Here is a 21,328-nt window from a genome sequence, read left to right as displayed (position 1 = left end):
GGCTATGGAACGCGTACTGATTGTAAATGCGGATGATTTTGGCCTGAGTAAAGGACAAAACTACGGCATTGTTGAAGCCTGTCGCAATGGCGTGGTCACCTCGACAACCGCACTGGTTAATGGCGCAGCCATTGACCATGCGGTACAGCTGAGTCGCGACATTCCTGAACTTGCCGTTGGGATGCATTTTGTTCTGACGCTGGGCAGGCCGTTGACGGCAATGCCAGGCCTTACTCGTGACGGGTTACTGGGAAAATGGATCTGGCAGATGGCTGAAGAAGCCACCTTGCCGTTGGATGAAATTTCTCAGGAACTGGCCGCGCAGTATCAGCGTTTTATTGACCTGTTCGGGCGGGAGCCAACGCATCTGGATAGCCATCACCATGTGCATATGTTCCCGCAGATTTTCCCTATCGTGGCCGGGTTTGCTGCCCAACGGGGGATTGCGTTACGGATCGATCGTCAGGCGGTATTCCAGGCGTCTGACTTTCCGCAGACGTTACGGACTTCCCAGGGATTCAGCAGCGAGTTTTATGGCGAAGAGATTTCTGAAGCCCTGTTTTTGCAAACGCTTGACGCGTCAGCAGACCGGGGAGAGTCCTCGCTGGAAGTGATGTGTCATCCGGCCTTTATCGATGACATTATTCGTCAAAGTGCCTACTGTTACCCCCGCTTAACTGAGCTTGACGTACTGACGTCTCCGTCACTGAAATATGCTATTGCGGAGCGCGGTTATCGTCTTGGCAGTTTTCTGAACATCTAACTCCTGAGTTTGCGGCGCATAATGCGCCGCATTTTTTTAGGCAGGGATCGTGTCGATTTTTCCGGCGCGTGACCAGACGCGGTGCGCAGTCATTAGCGTCAGCAGGGTATCCATAAACTGTGCGTCTGCACTGTCTGCCTCCACCACGCCTTCTTCTCCTTCAGTTTTGATATCCAACGTTGCTTTAAACTGACGCGCATCGCCAGCCAGTGCGATAGGTTTTAAGTGCTTATACGCTTCGAGTAAGTAATATCGGGCATCACCGTTCATAGCGATATCTGCGATATTGCCACACGGAACGATAACCGCATCGACGGTCAGCGATGGTGAACCCGCAAAGGTACCGGCGATTGTCAGGACGGAACCATCATCGGTAACCACATTACCCATTCGGGAATAGAGCAGTTTGGCGTGAACGCCTTTGGCCTGTAAGGCTTGCATGATGGCAAGCAGGTCGCCTGATTTCACCTGGTCATTAAGTAGAATGGCGACCACGCGGCCCTTAATCTCACCTTGCGCACCCGCATATAAACTGAGTGACGGCGCACTTTTCAAACCATTGACGTTAGCCGGTGGGGCGATTTTGGCCTGTTCCTCGGTTAGCTCAAAACCGAGATTATCGGCAACCGCCTCGGCGAGGGCTGTATCAATATGGGCTAACTGTTCAACCACTCTTTCCCGAATATAGGGGCGCGTAACTTTGCTGAGTTCGAAGCTGAATCCGCCGATAATATGCTGCTGTTCAATTGGCGTCTGACTTAGCCAGAACAGGCGAGGGTGCGCATAGTATTCGCCAAAAGAGGGGCTACGTTCGCGGATTTTGTTTCCTTCAATCCGTTCCTGATACGATTCAAATCCACCGCGTTTTGGCCCCGGCGGCGTTTCACGCGGCCAGTTATCATTGATGGAATTAGGTTCATAGTTGGCCGGGTTGGTATCGATGTCCATACGATGCATGCCGTCACGCTGGAAATTATGGTACGGGCAGGTCGGGCGATTAATCGGGATTTCATGGAAGTTGGGCCCGCCCAGGCGGCTGATCTGGGTATCGGTATAAGAAAACAAGCGGCCTTGCAGCAAGGGATCGTTGGTAAAATCGATACCAGGGACGATGTGTCCGGGATGAAAAGCGACTTGTTCATTTTCGGCGAAGAAATTATCCGGATTACGGTTCAGCACCATTTTACCAACGCGTTGTACCGGAACCAGCTCTTCCGGGATCAGCTTGGTTGGGTCGAGCAGGTCAAAATCGAACTTGAATTCGTCTTCTTCAGGAATGAGCTGCAGCCCCAGTTCGTATTCCGGATAATCGCCTGCTTCAATAGCTTCCCACAGATCGCGGCGATGAAAATCGGGATCACGACCGGTAAGTTTTTGCGCTTCATCCCATACCAGCGAAGCTTTGCCCGCCAGCGGTTTCCAGTGAAAACGGACAAAGGTGGCTTTCCCTTGCGCATTTATCAACCGGAACGTGTGAATGCCAAAGCCTTCCATCGTGCGATAGCTGCGTGGAATACCCCGGTCGGACATCGCCCATATAACGTTGTGCAACGTTTCTGGCTGTAACGAGACATAATCCCAAAAGGTATCGTGGGCGCTTTGACCCTGTGGGATAGCCCAATGCGGCTCCGGTTTTACCGCATGGACGAAATCCGGGAATTTATGGGCATCCTGAATGAAGAAGACTGGTGTGTTGTTTCCCACCAGATCGAAAATGCCCTCCTCAGTATAAAATTTGGTCGCAAATCCTCGAATATCTCTGACTGTATCCGCTGAGCCTGCGCCGCCCTGAACCGTAGAGAAACGGACAAAAACCGGGGTGATTTTATTTTCATCACTCAGAAAGTCCGCTTTCGTTGTCGCGCTGAGACTGGCATAGGGCTGAAAGTAACCATGAGCGGCCGAACCTCGGGCATGTACGATCCGCTCCGGGATGCGTTCGTGATCAAAATGGGTGATTTTTTCCCGCAGGATAAAGTCTTCCAGCAGAGTTGGCCCACGGTTTCCTGCGCGCAGAGAGTTTTGATCGTCCGCGATGCGCACTCCCTGATTGGTTGTCAGAGCAAAATCTTCGCTGCCTTTGCGAAAACTTTCCAGCGCGTTGAGTTTGTCACTTTTGGTGTCAGGCGCTTTTAAGCTGCCGGACGTAGTGGGCTGCATGCCAGGTGGTGTGGGTTCAGGTGTTGGCCGATGTGAACCGTCTGCTGGCGCCAGTGAGTCAAGTCCTGGCTGGGATTCGCTGGCATCATGAACCGGCGCTGAGTGATGGAGTGGGTGCTTATCATTCTGTGACATTAAACTCGTCTCCTGTTTTCATCGCTTAAAGGTCGTTGTTGCCGTCAAAAGCTTTAACTATAGACCACTTGCTCAGTGGTGCAGGAACTGACCGAGGGCGTAAAGCGCGATGAACCAGGCAAACAGCGCACGCAAGGCAGGACGTCAGGAGGCAAAATCGGCTAAGATAGCCGTTTTCTGATTTTTAGAATTAGTCTTTAGTGAAGCAACTGATTATGAAACCTCTTCGCCAACAGAATCGTCCGGTAATTAGCTATGTTCCTCGCGTGGAGCCAGCCCCACCAGAGCATGCAGTTAAAATGGATGCGTTTCGTGACGTATGGATACTGCGCGGAAAATATGTCGCTTTTGTCTTAATAGGGGAGGCGTTTCAGCGTTCACCTGCATTTACGGTCCCGGAATCAGCGCAACGCTGGGCTAATCAGGTTCGCCAGGAAAATGAACTGAGCGATTAATGGATATAAAAAAACCGCCGGAGCATGACACTCCGGCGGTTTTTTTTGTTTTTCAGTCTAACAGACTTAGCGATGCGCCAGTTCGGCGTTATCGTCGCTGTCCAGAATTGTTTTATCGGTCTGTTTCAGCCATTGGCTGGTCAGCGTACCGGCTGTCATAGAACCGCTCACGTTCAGCGCGGTACGACCCATATCGATCAGCGGCTCAACGGAAATCAGCAGCGCAACCAGCGTGACCGGCAGACCCATAGCTGGCAGGACGATCAGCGCGGCAAACGTTGCACCGCCACCCACACCCGCAACCCCTGCGGAACTGACGGTTACGATACCAACCAGCGTGGCAATCCACATCGGGTCCAGCGGGTTGATCCCGACGGTCGGGGCGACCATTACTGCCAGCATTGCCGGGTACAGCCCTGCACAACCGTTCTGGCCAATGGTGGCGCCAAAGGAGGCGGCAAAAGAGGCGATGGATTCAGGCACGCCCAGACGACGGGTTTGCGCTTCAACGTTCAGCGGAATTGAGGCTGCGCTGGAACGGCTGGTGAAGGCGAAAGTCAGCACTGGCCACACCTTGCGGAAGTATTTCAGCGGGCTAACGCCGTTAACACCCAACAGGATCCCGTGTACCACGAACATAATGCCCAGACCGAGATAAGAGGCTACGACGAAGCTACCCAGCTTGATGATGTCCTGCAGGTTGGAGCCTGCAACCACTTTGGTCATCAGCGCCAGAACACCGTACGGTGTCAACTGCATCACCAAACGAACCAGCTTCATCACCCAGCTTTGCAGGGTATCGATAGCAACCAGCACACGCTCGCCTTTCGGCGCATCATCTTTCAGCAGCTTCAGTGCGGCAACACCGAGGAATGCAGCGAAGATAACCACGCTGATAATTGACGTCGGGTTAGCTCCGGTCAGATCGGCAAACGGGTTTTTCGGGATAAACGACAACACCAGCTGTGGAACGCTGAGGTCAGCTACTTTGCCAACATAGTTGGTTTCAATCGCGTTCAGACGAGCGGTTTCGGCCCCACCTTGCACCAGACCTTCTGCGGTCAGGCCGAACAGGTTGGTCACCAGAACCCCTACCAGCGCGGCAATCAGCGTAGTAAACAGCAGCGTACCGATGGTCAGAAAGCTGATTTTACCTAACTGAGAGGCGTTGTGCAGACGCGCAACGGCGCTGAGAATAGACGCAAACACCAGCGGCATGACAATCATCTGCAGCAGTTGGACGTAACCGTTGCCGACAATGTTGAACCACTGTACTGAATCTTTAAGAACCTGGCTGTCGGAACCATAAATGGTGTGCAGGGCGAGGCCAAACACCACACCCATGACCAGACCGACCAGTACTTTTTTTGCCAGACTCCACTGCTTGTGACGGGCTTGCGCCAGCACGAACAGCAGCACTACGAACACGATAATGTTCGCGATTAATGGATAGTTCATCCCCGTTCTCCTGATCTTATTATGCGTATCACCGTGTGACGGTGATTCTGTTGGCGCAAGATTAGCAGAACTGTGACTTGCCTCTTATATTCAAATGGAATTGTTTATGCCAAAAATAACTTTATGGCTGATTTATTAGTCAACCTGGTGCGTTATAAAACGATTAAACTGCATTTGCAGCGTATTTATCATCTGTGATGACCAGCGCACCGCACTGTTCTCTTGTACGGTCTGCGGCATCCAGATTGCCCACGCGAACAGCGCCATGCACAGAAACCGCTCCAGTTGGTTGCCTTTTTGCGGCACGAGGATAGGCAGACGAAAACGCCAGCGGCAGGGCCAAAGCAGGGGGACGCCCGCCGGGGTCAACATGTCGGCCAGAATGTGGCTGAGATAACCGAGAACCATACCTTGTAAGGCATCCGCTGGAATTATCCAGGTATCAGGGACTTTCAGGTAAAACGTGGCCAGCAGGGCAAAAACCGCCAGCAGGCTATGTGTAAATCCGCGATGACCAAATGCCCGGGCAATGGGCTTTGATATCCACTTCAGACGCTGCCCCAGCAGGGATTTGGGATGATCGATATCCGGCAGCAAGCACGTTAAAATGGCTGAAGGAACAATATGCCACCAGTCACCCTGCGCAAGAACGGGCGTTAGCTCGGCATTCTTGGCAAATACCGCACAGGCAATAGAAAAAAGAAGGTGACCTTCCGCCGTCATGATAAAACCCAATAAACTGTCGATTCATACAGTATAGGGGTTTTATACAGTAGGCGGAAGAGGTGACGTTGTAACCCTTTGTCACAAGTGCGCCTTTACCGCGCCAGCCAACTGCCATCCACGGCTAGCGTATAACCATGTATATAGTCCGAGGCAGCACTTGCGAGGAACACGACCGGGCCTTTCAGGTCATCAGGCGTGCCCAGCGTCCGGCAGGCGGGCAATGCGATCATTGCCCGTCGCAGGATTAGCCGCGCAGGTGAGCGGCAGTGAGTTCGGTGAGCGAGGCCAGTTTGACGTCGGCCAGAACGAAGCGAGGATCGTCCTGATTTTCATGCGCAGGTACTACGATGGAACGCATACGGGCGGCTTTCGAAGCAATCATGCCGTTCACCGAGTCTTCCAGTGCTACGCAGTTTATAGGGTCAATGCCCAGTTTCGCCGCGCAATCGAGATAAACCTGCGGGTGCGGTTTGCTGTAGGGCAGTTTTTCCGCAGAAGCCAGTGCGTCGAAGCTGCTGCGCAGATCAAACATGGTTAGCACTTTTTCCAGCATATGCAGCGGCGAGGCGGATGCCAGTCCTACTTTCAACCCCTGAGATTTACACAATGCAACGGCCTCACGCACGCCCGGCAGCAGTGGTTTTGTTTCTTCAACTAACGCAATTGCGCGGGTAATGATGCGCTCGGTTACTTCCTGACGTGAGGGACCGTTCCACGGTTGCTGCGCAAACCACAAATCAACCACCATGTCGATGCGTAAGCCAAGTGTATCGGGAAGTTCATGGCGGCGGGAGATATCAACGCCTAAACTTGCTATCACATCCAGTTCGGCCTGATCCCAAAGCGGTTCAGAATCGACCAGTAATCCATCCATATCGAAAATTGCAGCAAGAATTTGACGCGGGGTTGACATCACAACCTCTCCTTTACGGGTGATAAAAGGGATTAAGAGCCAGCCTGGACGGGCTCTGAGCGTTCATTATGGCTAATTCAGCAGTATACCGCCTTTAAAGATCAGGCGAAAACGATAATCAACGGGTAAACTTAGGCCAAAATGACACGTCTTAATCAAGGGGAACTCATGACGTATCAACAAGCTGGACGCATTGCCATCTTGAAAAGGCTGGTGGGATGGGTGATTTTCATTCCCGCGCTGATTTCAACCCTGGTTTCAGTACTGAAGTTTATGTATGCGCACAGCGAAAAGCAGGAAGGGATTAACGCGGTCATGCTCGATTTTGCACACGTGATGATCGACATGATGCGTGTGAACACACCTTTTCTTAACGTGTTTTGGTATAACTCGCCGACGCCCGATTTTCAAAGTGGACTGAATCTCGTTTTTTGGCTGATTTTCATTCTGATTTTTATCGGTCTGGCATTGCAGGATTCAGGCGCCAGAATGAGCCGTCAGGCGCGTTATTTACGCGAGGGCGTTGAGGATCAGTTGATTCTGGAACAGGCAAAGGGCAGTGAAGGGTTATCACGCGAGCAACTTGAGTCGCGTATTGTGGTACCGCACCATACGATCTTTTTACAAATTTTCCCGCTCTATATTTTGCCGGTGATCGTTATCGTGATTGGCTACTTCTTCTTTTCATTACTGGGTTTTTTGTAACTGCTGCACTATCAGGCCTGACGCGTTGCGAAACGCCAGGCCAGATAAGCAACGTGCGACTTTGCTAAGCCGCCAGTAACCTGTCCAGCGCCTTCTGCGCCACGACCAGATGCTGTCCCCCAAACAGAATAGCCCTGTTCAGCAGCGTATAGAGCTGGTAGACAGGCTGTCTGTCGAGAAAATCCAATGGTAGCGGAGAAACAGACTGATAACCGTCATAGAGTTGCGGCGGCTGATCGGTATGTAACGGCAGCATTGCCAGGTCACACTCTCTGTCCCCCCAGTAGCAGGCAGGGTCAAAGATGTACGGGCCGTTCGGGCCGAGGGCGCAGTTCCCGGACCACAAATCACCATGCAGAAGAGATGGCTGCGGCTGATGGGAAGAGAGACGCTGCTGAACATGCTCGACAATGGCGTCGATATTGCCAAACGCAATGCCTTTTTCAGCGGCGAGTTCCAGCTGCCAGCCAATACGCTGCTCGGCAAAAAAGGTTGACCAGCGACGTTGCCAGGTGTTGGGCTGCGGCGTGGTAGAGAGCGCATTATCGAAGTCGAGCCCAAACTGCGGCTGATCGCTCCATTCATGCAAATGCGCCAACTGCTGGCCGAGGATAAACGCGTTGTGCGCATCAAGCGGACGGGGAGGGAGGAAATCCATCACCAGAAAGCTGTAATCTCTGTCCGCGCCTACCGCCCAGACTTTCGGTACAGATACGGTTTGACTGCGAGAAAGTAGCTCCAGCTGATCGGCTTCCGCCGTAAAGCCGGTTAACAGCTCTCTTTCATCGCATTTAACGAAAAAATCGCGCCCCGCATAGCGTAAATGCCATGCGGCGTGGATCTCTCCGCCGGGCAGTTCGTTACGCAGTTCGATTTCGCCTTCACCTAATTGCTCGCTTAAAAGACGACTGATAGCCTGCCACATGATGTCTCTCCCCATGTTGTCTGCCAGATCATAAGGTTAGCGCAAGAATGCGGTTAAAAAACACGAACTGACGCACACCACGGACGCGTCATCGCTGGAAAGGCACTTAATGTGTGTCGTTCTTCTTCACCTCGCATAGTTGTGAAGACGCCCGGTTGCACATGATTCACTGCTTTGTAATCACGTGATTTTTTATCATAGACGTATAACACCCATGCCGACAGTTTTACGGGGAAATCCCCTTGTATCTAAACAAGGGGAAGCCGTTATTACTGAGCCAGATACGCGTATATTTTTTGCGTATCGTCTAAAGCGCACAGACGCGTACCCTGATTCAGGGTGGCGGCGCTACCTGCGGCGACACCGTAACGAACAATATCTGCAAAAGGTGCGCTCTCTGCCAGTTTAAGCGTCATGGCCCCGACCATACTGTCGCCCGCGCCTACGGTACTTTGACTCTTCACCGGTGGCGGAACCACCTGCACACAAGTTTCACGATCAACGCCCAGCGCTCCTTGTGGTCCAAGCGAGACCACTACGCGATGCGCTTTTCCGCTTTGCACGATTTCCTGCGCGGCGTTGCGCACATCATCGGGCTGCGTGAGTTCGCGATTCACCAGCGCGCTCAGTTCTTTGAGGTTGGGTTTGACCAGTTCGATATTGCCGATGGTTAATGCTGCTGCCAGCGCTTCGCCAGAACTATCGACGATACAGCGAATCCCTTGTTTTTGTGCTGTGGTAATGAGCCGGGTCAGCTTCTCAAGCTGTACGCCAGGCGGCAAACTGCCGCTAATAACCAGCAGTGCGCCAGACTCAATTTCCAGCACCTGATCCTGAAGTTGGTAGAACTCATCATCGGTGAGCGCAGCGCCTGGCATGACGAAGCGATACTGTTCGCCGCTGGACTCAACGTGGACATGGAGATTTTGTCGGGTCCAGTCTTTAGCTTCGACGGTGGATACGGGAACATTTTCGTCGGCGAGCAAAGCAACAAGATGCTCTCCGGTGGCGCCACCCGCAGGGAAGATGGCCGTAGCGTTGCCGCCAAGATGGGCAATTGCGCGAGCGACGTTGATGCCGCCGCCGCCGGGTTCAAAAACCGGCGAGGTACAGCGAAGCTTACCTTCCGGGTAGATTTGCGGCGTGATTGTTGCGCTATCGAGAGAGGGCGCAAGTGTTAACGTATAGATACGTACCATCTTTACCTCCTGTTAGGCTGTCCTCAGTCTGGCACTTAACCCCCCGAAAGTGAAGTAATTAACAACATGATTTTTCATATCTTTATTTAAAATAATCGCGTTAAAGATATATAAATAAAAAAACGGTTTAGGAACGCTCTTATTCAAAAAATGAAATAAGAATTTATTGCTATGTTATTCGAGTCTTTTTATAATTTGTTACCTTTCAAGGGTCTTTTGTCATTGATCCATATGAAAGTTTCCGAGACCGTTATGGTCTCTTTTTTTGTTGTACGGACTCTTAATAAATGAAGCTTTTGAAGACAGTGCCCGCAGCGTTACTGCTGACGGGTGGCCTGCTTGCGTCAATGCAGGCTGCCGCCGATGATTCCGTTTTTACTGTCATGGATGACCCTTCCAGCGCGAAAAAACCCTTTGAAGGTAACCTGAACGCGGGATATCTCGCCCAGTCAGGCAACACAAAAAGTTCTTCTTTAACTGCAGACACCACCATGACCTGGTACGGTCAAACTACGGCGTGGTCTTTGTGGGGAAATGCCAGCAATACCTCCTCAAATGATGAGCGTTCATCGGAGAAATATGCCGTAGGTGGCCGTAGTCGTTACAACATGACCGACTATGACTATCTCTTTGGTCAGGCAAGCTGGCTGACCGACCGTTACAACGGCTATCGCGAGCGTGACGTGCTAACCGCAGGTTATGGTCGTCAGTTCCTCAACGGACCCGTGCACAGCTTCCGTTTTGAATTCGGTCCTGGTGTGCGCTATGACGAGCACACGGATGGCACCACCGAAACACAGCCGCTGGGCTATGCGTCCGGGGCCTATGCGTGGCAGATGACGGACAATACTAAGTTTACGCAAGGTGTGTCGGTATTTGGTGCTGACGATACAACGCTCAATTCTGAAACGGCCTTGAACGTTGCCATCAACGAACACTTTGGGTTAAAGGTGGCTTACAACGTTACCTGGAACTCTGAACCACCGGCAACAGCGCCGGAGCATACCGATCGTCGTACTACTGTGTCACTCGGCTATCGTATGTAATGACAAGCCGGGTCAAATAATTGGCCCGGCTTTTCTCAATTAACGTTAAATTTATTTAATATTAAATCTGTGTTTTATTTTTAATACTTATCAATAACGCGCTATTTTCAGACGAATTCGATTTAATTGATAAATACAACGGAACCGGAACTGCGTGTACCAGTATTTTAACCCCAGATCATCGCAGCCCAACGTAGCATCAGCATTGCCGCACAAATAACGAGCAGTATCACAACCATCTTCCAGTGTTTCTTCGCAAAGCGATTTGTTGGCATTGTCCTTTTCCTGCTCAGGTTAGATGACTTTATACAAGTGTAACAAAAACGTAAGGGTGTCAGTGAATTGATTTACATCATAGAGTGCGCGTTGATTGTTGCTTTGATCAGCTCGTAATGCCGTGTACACTGTCAAACGGTGTTATCAAAAAGCGGGTGTAGGTCCAGTGTAGCCATTAAGGCGGCCAGTGACATATTTCGCAGAGTGAAGCGGGAATCAGCCCACACCTTTTTGATGATTTTAAATATTGAATCTTTGTATGTGATCTTACGTGTGGGTCACCACTGCAAATAAGGATATAACATGCCTGTTATTACTCTTCCTGATGGCAGCCAACGCCATTACGACCACGCTGTAAGCCCCATGGATGTTGCGCTGGACATCGGTCCAGGTCTGGCGAAAGCCACTATTGCTGGCCGTGTTGACGGTGAGCTGGTAGATGCTTCCGATCTGATTGAGCATGATGCGAAGCTCTCCATCATCACCGCGAAGGATGAAGAAGGTCTGGAGATCATTCGTCACTCCTGTGCGCACCTGTTAGGGCACGCGATCAAACAACTCTGGCCGCACACCAAAATGGCGATCGGACCGGTTGTTGATAACGGTTTTTACTACGATATCGATCTTGACCGTACGCTAACCCAGGAAGATGTCGACGCGCTCGAGAAGCGGATGCACGAGCTCGCTGAGAAAAACTACGATGTCATTAAGAAGAAAGTCAGCTGGTACGAAGCGCGTGAAACCTTCGTGAAGCGTGGCGAGACCTATAAAGTCTCCATTCTTGATGAAAACATTGCCCATGATGACAAGCCTGGCTTGTACCATCATGAAGAATATGTCGATATGTGCCGTGGCCCGCACGTGCCGAATATGCGTTTCTGTCATCACTTCAAACTGATGAAGACCGCAGGGGCATACTGGCGTGGCGACAGCAATAACAAGATGCTGCAGCGTATTTATGGTACTGCATGGGCCGATAAAAAAGCCCTGAGTGCCTACCTGCAACGTCTGGAAGAAGCGGCCAAACGCGACCACCGTAAAATCGGTAAGCAGCTTGACCTGTATCATATGCAGGAAGAAGCGCCGGGTATGGTGTTCTGGCACAATGATGGCTGGACAATCTTCCGTGAACTGGAAGTCTTTGTTCGCTCAAAACTGAAAGAATACCAGTATCAGGAAGTTAAAGGTCCGTTCATGATGGACCGCGTGCTGTGGGAAAAAACAGGTCACTGGGATAACTACAAAGATGCGATGTTCACGACCTCCTCTGAGAACCGTGAATACTGCATTAAGCCCATGAACTGCCCGGGCCACGTGCAGATCTTCAATCAGGGTCTGAAATCCTATCGTGATCTGCCGCTGCGTATGGCCGAGTTTGGTAGCTGCCACCGTAATGAGCCGTCAGGCGCGCTGCATGGCCTGATGCGTGTTCGTGGCTTCACTCAGGATGATGCACATATCTTCTGTACAGAAGAGCAGATCCGTGATGAAGTTAACGCTTGCATTCGTATGGTCTACGATATGTATAGCACCTTTGGCTTCGAGAAAATCGTCGTCAAACTGTCCACTCGCCCCGAAAAACGTATCGGTAGCGATGAAATGTGGGACCGTGCTGAAGCTGACCTGGCCGTTGCGCTGGAAGAAAACAACATCCCGTTTGAGTACCAACTGGGTGAGGGCGCATTCTACGGTCCGAAAATTGAATTTACCCTGTATGACTGCCTCGATCGTGCATGGCAGTGCGGTACTGTACAGCTGGACTTCTCTCTGCCGTCCCGTTTAAGCGCCTCTTATGTTGGCGAAAACAACGAGCGTCAGGTGCCGGTTATGATTCACCGCGCAATTCTTGGGTCGATGGAACGTTTCATCGGTATCCTGACCGAAGAGTTCGCTGGCTTCTTCCCGACCTGGCTTGCGCCAGTTCAGGTTGTCGTCATGAACATCACCGATTCACAGTCTGAATACGTCAACGAATTAACGCAGAAACTACAAAATGCGGGTATTCGTGTAAAAGCAGACTTGAGAAATGAGAAGATTGGCTTTAAAATCCGCGAGCACACTTTACGTCGTGTCCCTTACATGTTGGTCTGTGGCGACAAAGAGGTAGAAGCAGGCAAAGTTGCCGTGCGCACCCGTCGTGGCAAAGACTTGGGCAGCCAGGACGTAAATGAAGTGATTGAGAAGCTGCAACAAGAGATTCGCAGCCGCATTCAACAACTGGAGGAATAAGGTATTAAAGGCGGAAAACGAGTTCAAACGGCACGTCCGAATCGTATCAATGGCGAGATTCGCGCCCTGGAAGTTCGCTTAACAGGTCTGGAAGGCGAAGCTTTGGGTATTGTGAGTCTGAGAGAAGCGATCGAAAAAGCTGAAGAAGCTGGAGTAGATTTAGTTGAAATCAGCCCTAACGCCGAACCGCCAGTTTGTCGTATTATGGACTACGGCAAGTTCCTTTATGAAAAGAGTAAGTCTTCTAAGGAACAGAAGAAAAAGCAAAAAGTTATCCAGGTTAAGGAAATTAAATTCCGTCCTGGCACCGACGATGGCGATTACCAGGTAAAACTCCGCAGCCTGGTACGCTTTCTGGAAGATGGCGATAAGGCTAAGATCACGCTGCGTTTTCGCGGTCGTGAGATGGCCCACCAACAGATCGGTATGGAAGTGCTCAACCGCGTCCGTGACGATCTGAGTGAACTGGCAGTAGTCGAATCCTTCCCTACGAAGATCGAAGGCCGCCAGATGATCATGGTGCTCGCTCCTAAGAAGAAACAGTAAGGCCTTCAAGTAGCAATGTCTGTGGAGCCTGCGGGTTCCACAGCCGTTGTTCGCCTACGTTTCGTTTATTAACAATGCGAAGTGGAAGTTATTAAAATGCCAAAAATTAAGACCGTACGCGGTGCTGCTAAGCGCTTCAAAAAAACCGGTGGTGGTGGATTTAAGCGTAAGCACGCAAACCTGCGTCATATTCTGACCAAAAAATCTACTAAGCGTAAACGTCACCTGCGTCCAAAAGGCCTCGTTTCTAAAGGCGATCTGGGTCTGGTTATCGCGTGCCTGCCGTACGCATAAGCCGTTAACGTTTAATTAATTTTTTTACTAAGAATATAGATACAGGAGAGCACATATGGCTCGCGTAAAACGTGGTGTAGTTGCCCGTGCACGTCACAAGAAAATTTTGAAACAAGCTAAAGGCTACTACGGTGCGCGTTCTCGCGTATACCGCGTTGCCTTCCAGGCTGTTATCAAAGCTGGTCAGTACGCTTATCGTGACCGTCGTCAGAAAAAGCGTCAGTTCCGTCAACTGTGGATTGCGCGTATCAACGCAGCAGCACGTCAGAACGGTATTTCTTACAGCAAATTCATCAACGGCCTGAAAAAAGCCTCTGTTGAAATCGACCGTAAGATCCTGGCTGACATCGCAGTATTCGACAAAGTAGCGTTCACCGCTCTGGTCGAAAAAGCGAAAGCAGCTCTGGCATAAGCCGGTGAAAAGAGGGAGCCTGGCTCCCTCTCTTTTATTTGTAGTGCAATCAATTGGTTGACAATTTATCCGTAAGCCTTTTCAATAAAGGTTGTCCGGTTTTTACCACACAAGGTAACGCAAGCATGAATGCTGCTATTTTCCGCTTCTTCTTTTACTTTAGCACCTGAACTCAGGAGGCTTGCGCGTGAAAGAAGAAACGGAAAACAGCGCCTAAAAGCCTCCCTGGTGGAGGCTTTTTTTATACACGTTATCCTTCAGGCTGCCTCTGCGTTGGCTGCAGTCGCTTACCCCAGTCACATATTTGTCTGAGGATTAGCGCTCTACTGCTGTCTTGACTCAGCCAGAATGATTTTGTGTATATACGAGCGACTAGTGAATATCGCAACATAACGAGGAAAACCATGTCACATCTCGCAGAGCTGGTTGCCAGTGCAACGGCCGCCATTAACCAGGCTTCAGATGTTGCCGCGTTAGACAATGTCCGCGTCGAATATTTGGGCAAGAAAGGGCACCTGACCCTTCAGATGACTACCCTGCGTGAACTGCCGGTAGAAGAGCGCCCGGCAGCCGGTGCGGTGATAAACGAAGCCAAAGAGCAGGTTCAGCAAGCGCTGAACGCGCGTAAAGCCGAATTAGAAAATGCCGCGCTGAATGCTCGTCTGGCTGAAGAAACGATCGATATCTCCTTGCCTGGGCGTCGTATCGAAAACGGCGGTTTGCATCCGGTAACTCGGACTATCGATCGCATTGAAAGTTTCTTTGGTGAGCTGGGCTTTACCGTGGCGACCGGTCCGGAAATCGAAGATGACTATCATAACTTCGATGCGCTGAACATTCCTGGCCATCACCCGGCGCGCGCTGACCACGACACTTTCTGGTTTGATGCGACTCGTCTGCTGCGCACGCAGACTTCCGGCGTGCAGATCCGCACCATGAAAGAAAAACAGCCGCCGATCCGTATTATCGCTCCGGGCCGCGTATATCGTAACGACTACGATCAGACGCACACCCCAATGTTCCATCAGATGGAAGGGCTGATTGTTGATACCAACATCAACTTCACCAACCTGAAAGGCACGCTGCACGATTTCCTGCGCAACTTCTTTGAAGAAGACCTGCAGGTTCGTTTCCGTCCTTCCTACTTCCCGTTCACCGAACCTTCTGCGGAAGTCGATGTGATGGGTAAAAATGGCAAATGGCTGGAAGTATTGGGTTGCGGAATGGTTCACCCGAACGTGCTGCGTAACGTCGGTATCGATCCGGAAATCTACTCTGGCTTTGCATTCGGTATGGGTATGGAGCGTCTGACCATGCTGCGTTACGGCGTAACCGATCTGCGTTCTTTCTTCGAAAACGATCTGCGTTTCCTCAAACAGTTTAAATAAAGGCAGGATAAAACAATGAAATTCAGTGAACTGTGGTTACGCGAATGGGTAAACCCGGCGATTGATAGCGATGCGTTGTCAAACCAAATCACGATGGCGGGTCTGGAAGTTGACGGTGTGGATCCTGTTTCTGGCGCGTTCAACGGCGTTGTGGTGGGCGAAGTGGTTGAGTGCGCTCAGCATCCGAACGCTGACAAACTGCGCGTCACCAAGGTGAATGTCGGCGGCGACCGCCTGCTGGATATCGTCTGCGGTGCGCCAAACTGCCGTCAAGGGCTGAAAGTGGCTGTAGCAACCGTTGGTGCCGTTCTGCCGGGCGATTTCAAAATCAAAGCCGCAAAACTGCGCGGTGAGCCGTCTGAAGGCATGCTGTGCTCGTTCTCCGAGCTGGGCATTTCCGACGATCACAACGGTATTATCGAACTGCCTGTCGATGCACCAATTGGTACCGATATCCGTGAATACCTGAAGCTTGACGATAATACTATCGAAATCAGCGTCACTCCGAACCGCGCCGACTGCTTAGGCATTATCGGTGTGGCACGTGACGTTGCTGTACTGAACAAAGCCCCTCTGGTTGAGCCGGAAATAGCGCCAGTAGCCGCAACCATTAGCGACGTCCTGCCGATTCAGGTCGACGCGGTGGAAGCCTGCCCACGCTATCTGGGCCGCGTGGTGAAAGGCATTAACGTTAAAGCGCCAACCCCGCTGTGGATGAAAGAAAAACTGCGTCGTTGCGGCATCCGCTCGATCGATGCCGTGGTTGACGTGACTAACTATGTGCTGCTCGAATTGGGCCAGCCGATGCACGCATTCGACAAAGACCGCATTGAAGGCGGGATTGTTGTCCGCATGGCAAAAGAAGGTGAAACCCTGGTATTGCTGGACGGCAGTGAAGCGAAGCTGAATGCGGATACGCTGGTGATTGCGGACCATAACAAAGCGCTGGCAATGGGCGGCATCTTTGGTGGCGAGCACTCCGGTGTGAATGATGAAACGCAAAACGTCCTGCTGGAATGCGCGTTCTTCAGCCCGCTGTCTATTACCGGTCGCGCACGTCGTCACGGTCTGCACACCGATGCCTCTCACCGCTATGAGCGTGGTGTCGATCCGGCGCTGCAACATAAAGCCATGGAGCGTGCTACGCGCCTGCTGATTGATATCTGCGGCGGCGAAGCGGGTCCAATCATTGACGTGACGAACGAAGCCTCGCTGCCAAAACGCGCAACCATTACGCTTCGCCGTAGCAAACTGGATCGTCTGATCGGACACCATATTGCAGATGAGCAGGTGAGCGATATTCTGCGCCGTCTGGGTTGTGATGTCACGGAAGGGCAAGATGAGTGGAAAGCGGTAGCACCGAGCTGGCGTTTCGATATGGAGATCGAAGAAGACCTGGTCGAAGAAGTCGCCCGCGTATACGGTTATGACAATATCCCGAATACGCCAATTCAGGCGGGTCTTATCATGGGTACGCATCGTGAAGCGGATTTGTCGCTGAAACGCGTAAAAACCATGCTGAATGACAAAGGCTACCAGGAAGTTATTACCTACAGCTTTGTCGACCCGAAAGTCCAGGCGCTGCTGCACCCGGGTGAAGAAGCGCTGCTGCTGCCAAGCCCAATCTCGATTGATATGTCGGCAATGCGTTTATCCCTGTGGACCGGCTTGCTGTCTACGGTAGTGTACAACCAGAATCGTCAGCAAAACCGCGTGCGTATTTTCGAAACGGGTTTACGTTTCGTACCGGACACGCAGGCTAATCTCGGGATCCGTCAGGATCTGATGCTGGCGGGCGCGATCTGCGGTAACCGTCATGATGAACACTGGAATCTGGCAAAAGAGACCGTTGATTTCTATGATCTGAAAGGCGATCTGGAAGCGGTTCTCGACCTGACCGGCAAGCTGGCGGATATTCAGTTCAAAGCTGAAGCGAATCCAGCACTGCATCCGGGGCAGTCTGCGGCGATTTATCTGAAAGGTGAACGCATTGGTTTCATTGGGGTTGTTCATCCTGAACTGGAACGTAAACTGGATCTGAACGGTCGCACTCTGGTGTTTGAACTGGAGTGGAACAAGCTCGCAGACCGCGTGGTGCCTCAGGCGCGTGAAGTTTCTCGCTTCCCGGCGAACCGTCGCGACATCGCAGTCGTTGTGGCAGAAAACGTTCCCGCTGCGGATATTTTATCCGAATGTAAGAAAGTTGGCGTAAATCAGGTAGTTGGCGTAAACTTGTTTGACGTGTACCGCGGTAAGGGTGTTGCGGAGGGTTATAAGAGCCTCGCTATCAGCCTGATCCTTCAGGATACCAGCCGTACACTTGAAGAAGAGGAGATTGCCGCTACCGTCGCCAAATGTGTAGAGGCATTAAAAGAGCGATTCCAGGCATCATTGAGGGATTGAACCTATGGCGCTTACAAAAGCTGAAATGTCAGAATATCTGTTTGATAAGCTTGGGCTTAGCAAGCGGGATGCCAAAGAACTGGTCGAGCTGTTTTTCGAAGAGATCCGTCGTGCTCTGGAAAATGGTGAGCAGGTAAAACTCTCTGGTTTTGGTAACTTCGATCTGCGTGATAAGAATCAACGTCCGGGCCGTAATCCGAAAACGGGCGAAGATATTCCCATTACAGCACGGCGCGTGGTGACCTTCAGACCCGGACAGAAGTTAAAAAGCCGGGTTGAAAACGCAACGCCGAAAGAAGAGTAATCTGAACTAACTAAAAAGGCCGCGAATGCGGCCTTTTTTCTTAGTGGGCCAGAAGGAAAAACAGCCCGGTCAGTGCTGCGCTCAGCAGGTTAGACAACGTGCCCGCCAGGATCACTTTAAGCCCCATTTTAGCAATGAAACTTTTTTTCCCCGGCACAATCCCCCCCAGTACGCCAATCAATGCGGCAGGAGAGGACAAATTGGCAAACCCAGCCAGTGCCATGATCGTTATTATCTGCGAATATTCCGACAGTTGGTCTTTCATTGGAATAAAGCTGGTATACGCGACGAACTCATTCAACACCAATTTTTGACCTAACAGGCTGCCAATTTGCAAGACTTCGTTAGTGGGAATGCCCAACAGCCAGGCAACCGGAGCAAAGAGGTAACTAAAGATAAATTGTAGCGTGACGTTACCATAGCCGAAAAAGCCACAAAACCAGCCCAACAAGCCGTTCACCATAGCAATTAATGCAATCAGTGCCAGAAGCATTGCCCCCACGTTAGCGGCGAGCTTCAGCCCGATAGTCGCGCCATTTGTCGCCGCTTCAACGATGTTGATGGGCTTTTCATCTTGACCAAGCATATCGCCCGTCACGTCGGCAGTGTTTTCGGGTTCCGTTTCTGGAAACAGCATTTTCGCCATTAACAGACCGCCTGGTGCTGACATAAAAGAGGCGGCTACCAGATAGCGAATTTCGATCCCCATACTGGCATAGCCAACCAACACTGAGCCTGCGATAGAGGCCACACCACCTGTCATGAGGGCAAACAGTTCTGAGCGCGTCATGCGTGGCGCATAAGGCTTCATCAGGACGAAGACGTCAGTATTGCCCGCAAAAATATTGGCCGTTGCAGCCATGGATTCTGCCGGGCTGGTGCGTAGCAGTTTATGGATACCCGTACCGATGAGACGGATAATCCACTGCATGATGCCCAGGTAGTACAGCACGGAGAACAATGCTGACATAAAAATGATAATCGGCAGAACATGCACGGCAAATACAAACCCCATTTTGAACTGTCCGAGATTACCGAAGAGAAAGTTAATCCCTTCCGACGAATAGTTCAGCATGCCTGACAGACTGTTTGATATGGCGAGTAAGATTTTTTCCCCTAAGGGGACATACAGGATAAATGCAGCAAAAAGAGCCTGGATTGCAAAGGCGCCGCCAACAGTGCGAAACCGGATAGCTTTGCGATTTTCTGAACATAGCCAGGCAACGAGTAACAGGACAACAATGCCAAGTATGACGATGAGTATCTGCATGGTTTATCCCTCATCGGCATCAATGATGCTTCGGAAAAGATCTTTAAAGAGAGCATCCCGCTCAATAAATTTTGCGACCTGAATGACGTGACGGCGGTTATCAAAACTCCAGCTCAGATTGTCATTGATCAAAGGGGATGTACGGTATTCACAGGTGAACCAGTCAGGATTCAGGACATAGCCAACCGTAGTGATATCCCAAATGACTTTGCGGGATGCAAAACCAATCCAGGGGCATCGCGGGGCAATTTCAGCAAAGTAGCTACCAATGCGGCTGGTCTCTGCAAAATAGTGCTGCATCTCTGGGACCGATGAGGCCATGGTGTTAGCCACGCCAAAGCAGGGGATTTGGGTGAGCGCTACGCCGCTATCAAAAAGTACCCGACTCGCCGCGATGTCCTGCATCAGGTTGAATTCATGATTATCTTTCCAGGCATAACTGTTACCCCCAAGCCAGATGACATGAATCTTTGTGACGATGTCCGGCGCGAGGAGCAGTGCGTTAGCGATATTGGTCGGCGCGGCGATTGCGAGTACATGTAATGTTTGCTCAGCCGTTCTTGCCCGGTTAATCAAATCCTGTACTGCTGCTGACATCTCCGGCTGGTTGCTATCTTTCAGATAGCGTGTTGAACCCTGGAATATTTGCGGTATGTTTTCGCGGCGGGGGAGTTTGTTAAATACGCGATAGATCTCATCGACGCTCAGTTGCATGCCTACTGCGGGATCGTCAACATATGTGTGCGAGCCCTCTTTACCAAAATAGTGGTTGGTAAACGGAGCGGCGTAAACAGCTTGCAGATCGAGGCGCTCCGGGTGTAAGAATGCCCAGGCTATGGCCATCTGATCGTCAATTTCATTGTAGGTATCGCTGTCAATAACGATAGGCACTTTGCCATACCTAGGTGGCGTAATTAAGGTAATACGCTGCGCTGAAGTTAATTCAGGCCAGTGGATACTTAACATCGTTAATGTTCCTTAAGTTAGAAGTCGTAGGCCAGTCGATAAATGAGAATATCGCCATATCCATCCGCACCAAGTTTGTTATAAAAGTACCGATACATTAATGTGGTGGATATATGAGGCATGATTTTCCAGGTAATATTCAGGCCGCCGTTTAAACCATTGCTACCATGATTGTTAGCGGTATAGTCATCATTACGGTCAAGTTCTATTTCATTCCAATTGGACAGTAAGAAGTCCTGGTTGAGAAGATTGAAAGCATAACCAGCGTTCCATCCAATTGAGAAACCATTGAGTCCATTAATATCATAAGCTGGGCCAAAATTACTGTGCGCGGTAATATACTGACGAGCAATCCAGGGTTTAAACCACCATCCATCGCCTTTCAGGTCGGTATAGCCAAGCCCAATAAATTGATTCGTCTCTTTAAAATTGGGGCTTTGCGAATTATAGACTTTTGTAAATAGGCTGGCACCCGTTTTCCAGAGGTAGGTATGGATTTCACCATTCGCAGTCTGCCCCTGATTTCCCTCGTCATCTAGAATATTTTCAAAATCATAAAAACCGTACATTTCACCCCAATCAAAACCAATACCTCCCTCAATACCAATTAAGGCTTGTTCATATTCGAGGTCTTTAACACCGGCATCCCAGGATTGATAGTCAAAATGTATATTTCCCCAGCCGTATTGTTGTTCAGCTAATGAGGAAAAAGCTACGCACGATAATAAAGCCCCGAAGGCGATTTTTTTCATTTT

General features: G+C 50.8%; 22 protein-coding genes, 1 pseudogene and 1 other annotated feature. Of the genes and pseudogenes, 12 read left to right on the top strand and 11 right to left on the bottom strand.

The genetic code is table 11. From position 1 onward, the window contains the following. Positions 1 to 4 precede the first annotated feature (4 nt). Complete coding sequence (gene chbG, locus HV311_RS13740; protein WP_191220078.1) at positions 5 to 763, top strand: chitin disaccharide deacetylase; 759 nt, start codon at positions 5 to 7, stop codon at positions 761 to 763. A gap of 36 nt (positions 764 to 799) precedes the next feature. On the opposite strand, the gene katE is transcribed toward chbG, so the two are convergent. Further along, complete coding sequence (gene katE, locus HV311_RS13735) at positions 800 to 3,058, bottom strand: catalase HPII (RefSeq protein WP_191220077.1); 2,259 nt, start codon at positions 3,056 to 3,058, stop codon at positions 800 to 802. 212 nt (positions 3,059 to 3,270) lie between these two features. Between katE and cedA the strand changes: the two genes are divergently transcribed. After that, positions 3,271 to 3,513, top strand: coding sequence for a cell division activator CedA (gene cedA / locus HV311_RS13730; protein ID WP_029139771.1), 243 nt, complete (start codon positions 3,271 to 3,273; stop codon positions 3,511 to 3,513). Positions 3,514 to 3,579: 66 nt separating this feature from the next. On the opposite strand, the gene tcyP is transcribed toward cedA, so the two are convergent. The 4 genes and pseudogenes from tcyP to hxpB form a co-directional block, all read right to left on the bottom strand. Next, on the bottom strand, positions 3,580 to 4,971 hold the full coding sequence (tcyP, locus tag HV311_RS13725; RefSeq protein ID WP_019078417.1) for a cystine/sulfocysteine:cation symporter: 1,392 nt from the start codon (positions 4,969 to 4,971) through the stop codon (positions 3,580 to 3,582). Positions 4,972 to 5,106: 135 nt separating this feature from the next. Beyond that, on the bottom strand, positions 5,107 to 5,706 hold the full coding sequence (locus tag HV311_RS13720) for a metal-dependent hydrolase (protein WP_087050648.1): 600 nt from the start codon (positions 5,704 to 5,706) through the stop codon (positions 5,107 to 5,109). Between the two features lie 83 nt (positions 5,707 to 5,789). Then, a pseudogene (locus HV311_RS13715) lies at positions 5,790 to 5,911 on the bottom strand (2-deoxy-D-gluconate 3-dehydrogenase); the annotation flags it as partial. A 30-nt stretch (positions 5,912 to 5,941) separates the two neighbouring features. Continuing rightward, on the bottom strand, positions 5,942 to 6,610 hold the full coding sequence (gene hxpB, locus HV311_RS13710; protein WP_016156335.1) for a hexitol phosphatase HxpB: 669 nt from the start codon (positions 6,608 to 6,610) through the stop codon (positions 5,942 to 5,944). A gap of 168 nt (positions 6,611 to 6,778) precedes the next feature. On the opposite strand from hxpB, the gene HV311_RS13705 reads away from it, so the two are divergent. Beyond that, complete coding sequence (locus HV311_RS13705; RefSeq protein ID WP_019076635.1) at positions 6,779 to 7,315, top strand: YniB family protein; 537 nt, start codon at positions 6,779 to 6,781, stop codon at positions 7,313 to 7,315. A 64-nt stretch (positions 7,316 to 7,379) separates the two neighbouring features. Here the strand turns inward: HV311_RS13705 and HV311_RS13700 are convergent, their stop codons facing one another. Then, on the bottom strand, positions 7,380 to 8,240 hold the full coding sequence (locus HV311_RS13700) for a fructosamine kinase family protein (RefSeq protein ID WP_016152861.1): 861 nt from the start codon (positions 8,238 to 8,240) through the stop codon (positions 7,380 to 7,382). A gap of 269 nt (positions 8,241 to 8,509) precedes the next feature. Then, positions 8,510 to 9,439 (bottom strand): 6-phosphofructokinase II, encoded by a 930-nt coding sequence (pfkB, locus tag HV311_RS13695; protein ID WP_191220076.1) that lies wholly within the window; start codon positions 9,437 to 9,439, stop codon positions 8,510 to 8,512. 287 nt (positions 9,440 to 9,726) lie between these two features. Here pfkB and HV311_RS13690 point away from each other — a divergent pair, with 287 nt between their 5' ends. Continuing rightward, positions 9,727 to 10,485 (top strand): DUF481 domain-containing protein, encoded by a 759-nt coding sequence (locus tag HV311_RS13690; protein WP_016152863.1) that lies wholly within the window; start codon positions 9,727 to 9,729, stop codon positions 10,483 to 10,485. A gap of 167 nt (positions 10,486 to 10,652) precedes the next feature. Here the strand turns inward: HV311_RS13690 and yniD are convergent, their stop codons facing one another. After that, a complete protein-coding gene (gene yniD / locus HV311_RS13685) occupies positions 10,653 to 10,760 on the bottom strand; it encodes a small membrane protein YniD (RefSeq protein ID WP_003030590.1) in 108 nt (35 codons plus the stop codon). 304 nt (positions 10,761 to 11,064) lie between these two features. Here yniD and thrS point away from each other — a divergent pair, with 304 nt between their 5' ends. From thrS to ihfA, 8 genes are all read left to right on the top strand, one after another. After that, positions 11,065 to 12,990 (top strand): threonine--tRNA ligase, encoded by a 1,926-nt coding sequence (gene thrS, locus HV311_RS13680; protein WP_191220075.1) that lies wholly within the window; start codon positions 11,065 to 11,067, stop codon positions 12,988 to 12,990. 3 nt (positions 12,991 to 12,993) lie between these two features. After that, positions 12,994 to 13,536 carry a translation initiation factor IF-3 gene (infC, locus tag HV311_RS13675; RefSeq protein WP_048997935.1) on the top strand — a complete coding sequence of 181 codons (543 nt, stop codon included), beginning with the start codon at positions 12,994 to 12,996 and terminating at the stop codon, positions 13,534 to 13,536. 96 nt (positions 13,537 to 13,632) lie between these two features. After that, positions 13,633 to 13,830: a 50S ribosomal protein L35 gene (gene rpmI, locus HV311_RS13670; protein WP_003030583.1), complete on the top strand. Its 198-nt coding sequence runs from the start codon at positions 13,633 to 13,635 to the stop codon at positions 13,828 to 13,830. 55 nt (positions 13,831 to 13,885) lie between these two features. Continuing rightward, positions 13,886 to 14,242 (top strand): 50S ribosomal protein L20, encoded by a 357-nt coding sequence (gene rplT / locus HV311_RS13665; protein ID WP_003030578.1) that lies wholly within the window; start codon positions 13,886 to 13,888, stop codon positions 14,240 to 14,242. 120 nt (positions 14,243 to 14,362) lie between these two features. Further along, positions 14,363 to 14,487: a sequence feature (Phe leader region), on the top strand. Beyond that, positions 14,368 to 14,412, top strand: a complete 45-nt coding sequence (gene pheM / locus HV311_RS27855) for a pheST operon leader peptide PheM (protein WP_001386830.1) — start codon at positions 14,368 to 14,370, stop codon at positions 14,410 to 14,412. Its footprint overlaps the feature before it by 45 nt. Positions 14,488 to 14,646: 159 nt before the next feature. Continuing rightward, positions 14,647 to 15,630: a phenylalanine--tRNA ligase subunit alpha gene (pheS, locus tag HV311_RS13655; protein ID WP_191220074.1), complete on the top strand. Its 984-nt coding sequence runs from the start codon at positions 14,647 to 14,649 to the stop codon at positions 15,628 to 15,630. Positions 15,631 to 15,645: 15 nt separating this feature from the next. Continuing rightward, on the top strand, positions 15,646 to 18,033 hold the full coding sequence (gene pheT / locus HV311_RS13650; RefSeq protein ID WP_016152866.1) for a phenylalanine--tRNA ligase subunit beta: 2,388 nt from the start codon (positions 15,646 to 15,648) through the stop codon (positions 18,031 to 18,033). 4 nt (positions 18,034 to 18,037) lie between these two features. Next, entirely contained in the window at positions 18,038 to 18,337 is a 300-nt protein-coding gene (ihfA, locus tag HV311_RS13645; RefSeq protein WP_003030571.1) for an integration host factor subunit alpha, read from the top strand. A gap of 40 nt (positions 18,338 to 18,377) precedes the next feature. On the opposite strand, the gene HV311_RS13640 is transcribed toward ihfA, so the two are convergent. From HV311_RS13640 to HV311_RS13630, 3 genes are read right to left on the bottom strand one after another with little or no spacing between them, the layout of a single operon-like run. Further along, a complete protein-coding gene (locus HV311_RS13640; RefSeq protein WP_049281905.1) occupies positions 18,378 to 19,607 on the bottom strand; it encodes a NupC/NupG family nucleoside CNT transporter in 1,230 nt (409 codons plus the stop codon). 3 nt (positions 19,608 to 19,610) lie between these two features. Continuing rightward, positions 19,611 to 20,573, bottom strand: coding sequence for a nucleoside hydrolase (locus HV311_RS13635; RefSeq protein ID WP_191220073.1), 963 nt, complete (start codon positions 20,571 to 20,573; stop codon positions 19,611 to 19,613). Positions 20,574 to 20,590: 17 nt separating this feature from the next. Next, a complete protein-coding gene (locus tag HV311_RS13630) occupies positions 20,591 to 21,325 on the bottom strand; it encodes an outer membrane protein OmpK (RefSeq protein WP_016152869.1) in 735 nt (244 codons plus the stop codon). Between the last annotated feature and the right edge of the window lie 3 nt (positions 21,326 to 21,328).

Origin of the sequence: Citrobacter sp. RHBSTW-00881 (assembly GCF_013728515.1) — a bacterium.
Taxonomy (GTDB): domain Bacteria; phylum Pseudomonadota; class Gammaproteobacteria; order Enterobacterales; family Enterobacteriaceae; genus Citrobacter; species Citrobacter braakii.
This window is presented reverse-complemented; position numbering and strand designations above follow the sequence as displayed.

Excerpts from the sequence above, each read along its gene's own strand:
- pheT (WP_016152866.1), top strand. The coding sequence starts at position 15,646 with ATGAAATTCAGTGAACTGTGGTTACGCGAATGGGTAAACCCGGCGATT.
- HV311_RS13635 (WP_191220073.1), bottom strand. The coding sequence starts at position 20,573 with ATGTTAAGTATCCACTGGCCTGAATTAACTTCAGCGCAGCGTATTACC.
- hxpB (WP_016156335.1), bottom strand. The coding sequence starts at position 6,610 with ATGTCAACCCCGCGTCAAATTCTTGCTGCAATTTTCGATATGGATGGA.
- thrS (WP_191220075.1), top strand. The coding sequence starts at position 11,065 with ATGCCTGTTATTACTCTTCCTGATGGCAGCCAACGCCATTACGACCAC.
- ihfA (WP_003030571.1), top strand. The coding sequence starts at position 18,038 with ATGGCGCTTACAAAAGCTGAAATGTCAGAATATCTGTTTGATAAGCTT.
- HV311_RS13705 (WP_019076635.1), top strand. The coding sequence starts at position 6,779 with ATGACGTATCAACAAGCTGGACGCATTGCCATCTTGAAAAGGCTGGTG.
- tcyP (WP_019078417.1), bottom strand. The coding sequence starts at position 4,971 with ATGAACTATCCATTAATCGCGAACATTATCGTGTTCGTAGTGCTGCTG.
- chbG (WP_191220078.1), top strand. The coding sequence starts at position 5 with ATGGAACGCGTACTGATTGTAAATGCGGATGATTTTGGCCTGAGTAAA.
- HV311_RS13640 (WP_049281905.1), bottom strand. The coding sequence starts at position 19,607 with ATGCAGATACTCATCGTCATACTTGGCATTGTTGTCCTGTTACTCGTT.
- rplT (WP_003030578.1), top strand. The coding sequence starts at position 13,886 with ATGGCTCGCGTAAAACGTGGTGTAGTTGCCCGTGCACGTCACAAGAAA.
- yniD (WP_003030590.1), bottom strand. The coding sequence starts at position 10,760 with ATGCCAACAAATCGCTTTGCGAAGAAACACTGGAAGATGGTTGTGATA.
- HV311_RS13690 (WP_016152863.1), top strand. The coding sequence starts at position 9,727 with ATGAAGCTTTTGAAGACAGTGCCCGCAGCGTTACTGCTGACGGGTGGC.
- HV311_RS13700 (WP_016152861.1), bottom strand. The coding sequence starts at position 8,240 with ATGTGGCAGGCTATCAGTCGTCTTTTAAGCGAGCAATTAGGTGAAGGC.
- pfkB (WP_191220076.1), bottom strand. The coding sequence starts at position 9,439 with ATGGTACGTATCTATACGTTAACACTTGCGCCCTCTCTCGATAGCGCA.
- katE (WP_191220077.1), bottom strand. The coding sequence starts at position 3,058 with ATGTCACAGAATGATAAGCACCCACTCCATCACTCAGCGCCGGTTCAT.
- rpmI (WP_003030583.1), top strand. The coding sequence starts at position 13,633 with ATGCCAAAAATTAAGACCGTACGCGGTGCTGCTAAGCGCTTCAAAAAA.
- pheS (WP_191220074.1), top strand. The coding sequence starts at position 14,647 with ATGTCACATCTCGCAGAGCTGGTTGCCAGTGCAACGGCCGCCATTAAC.
- HV311_RS13630 (WP_016152869.1), bottom strand. The coding sequence starts at position 21,325 with ATGAAAAAAATCGCCTTCGGGGCTTTATTATCGTGCGTAGCTTTTTCC.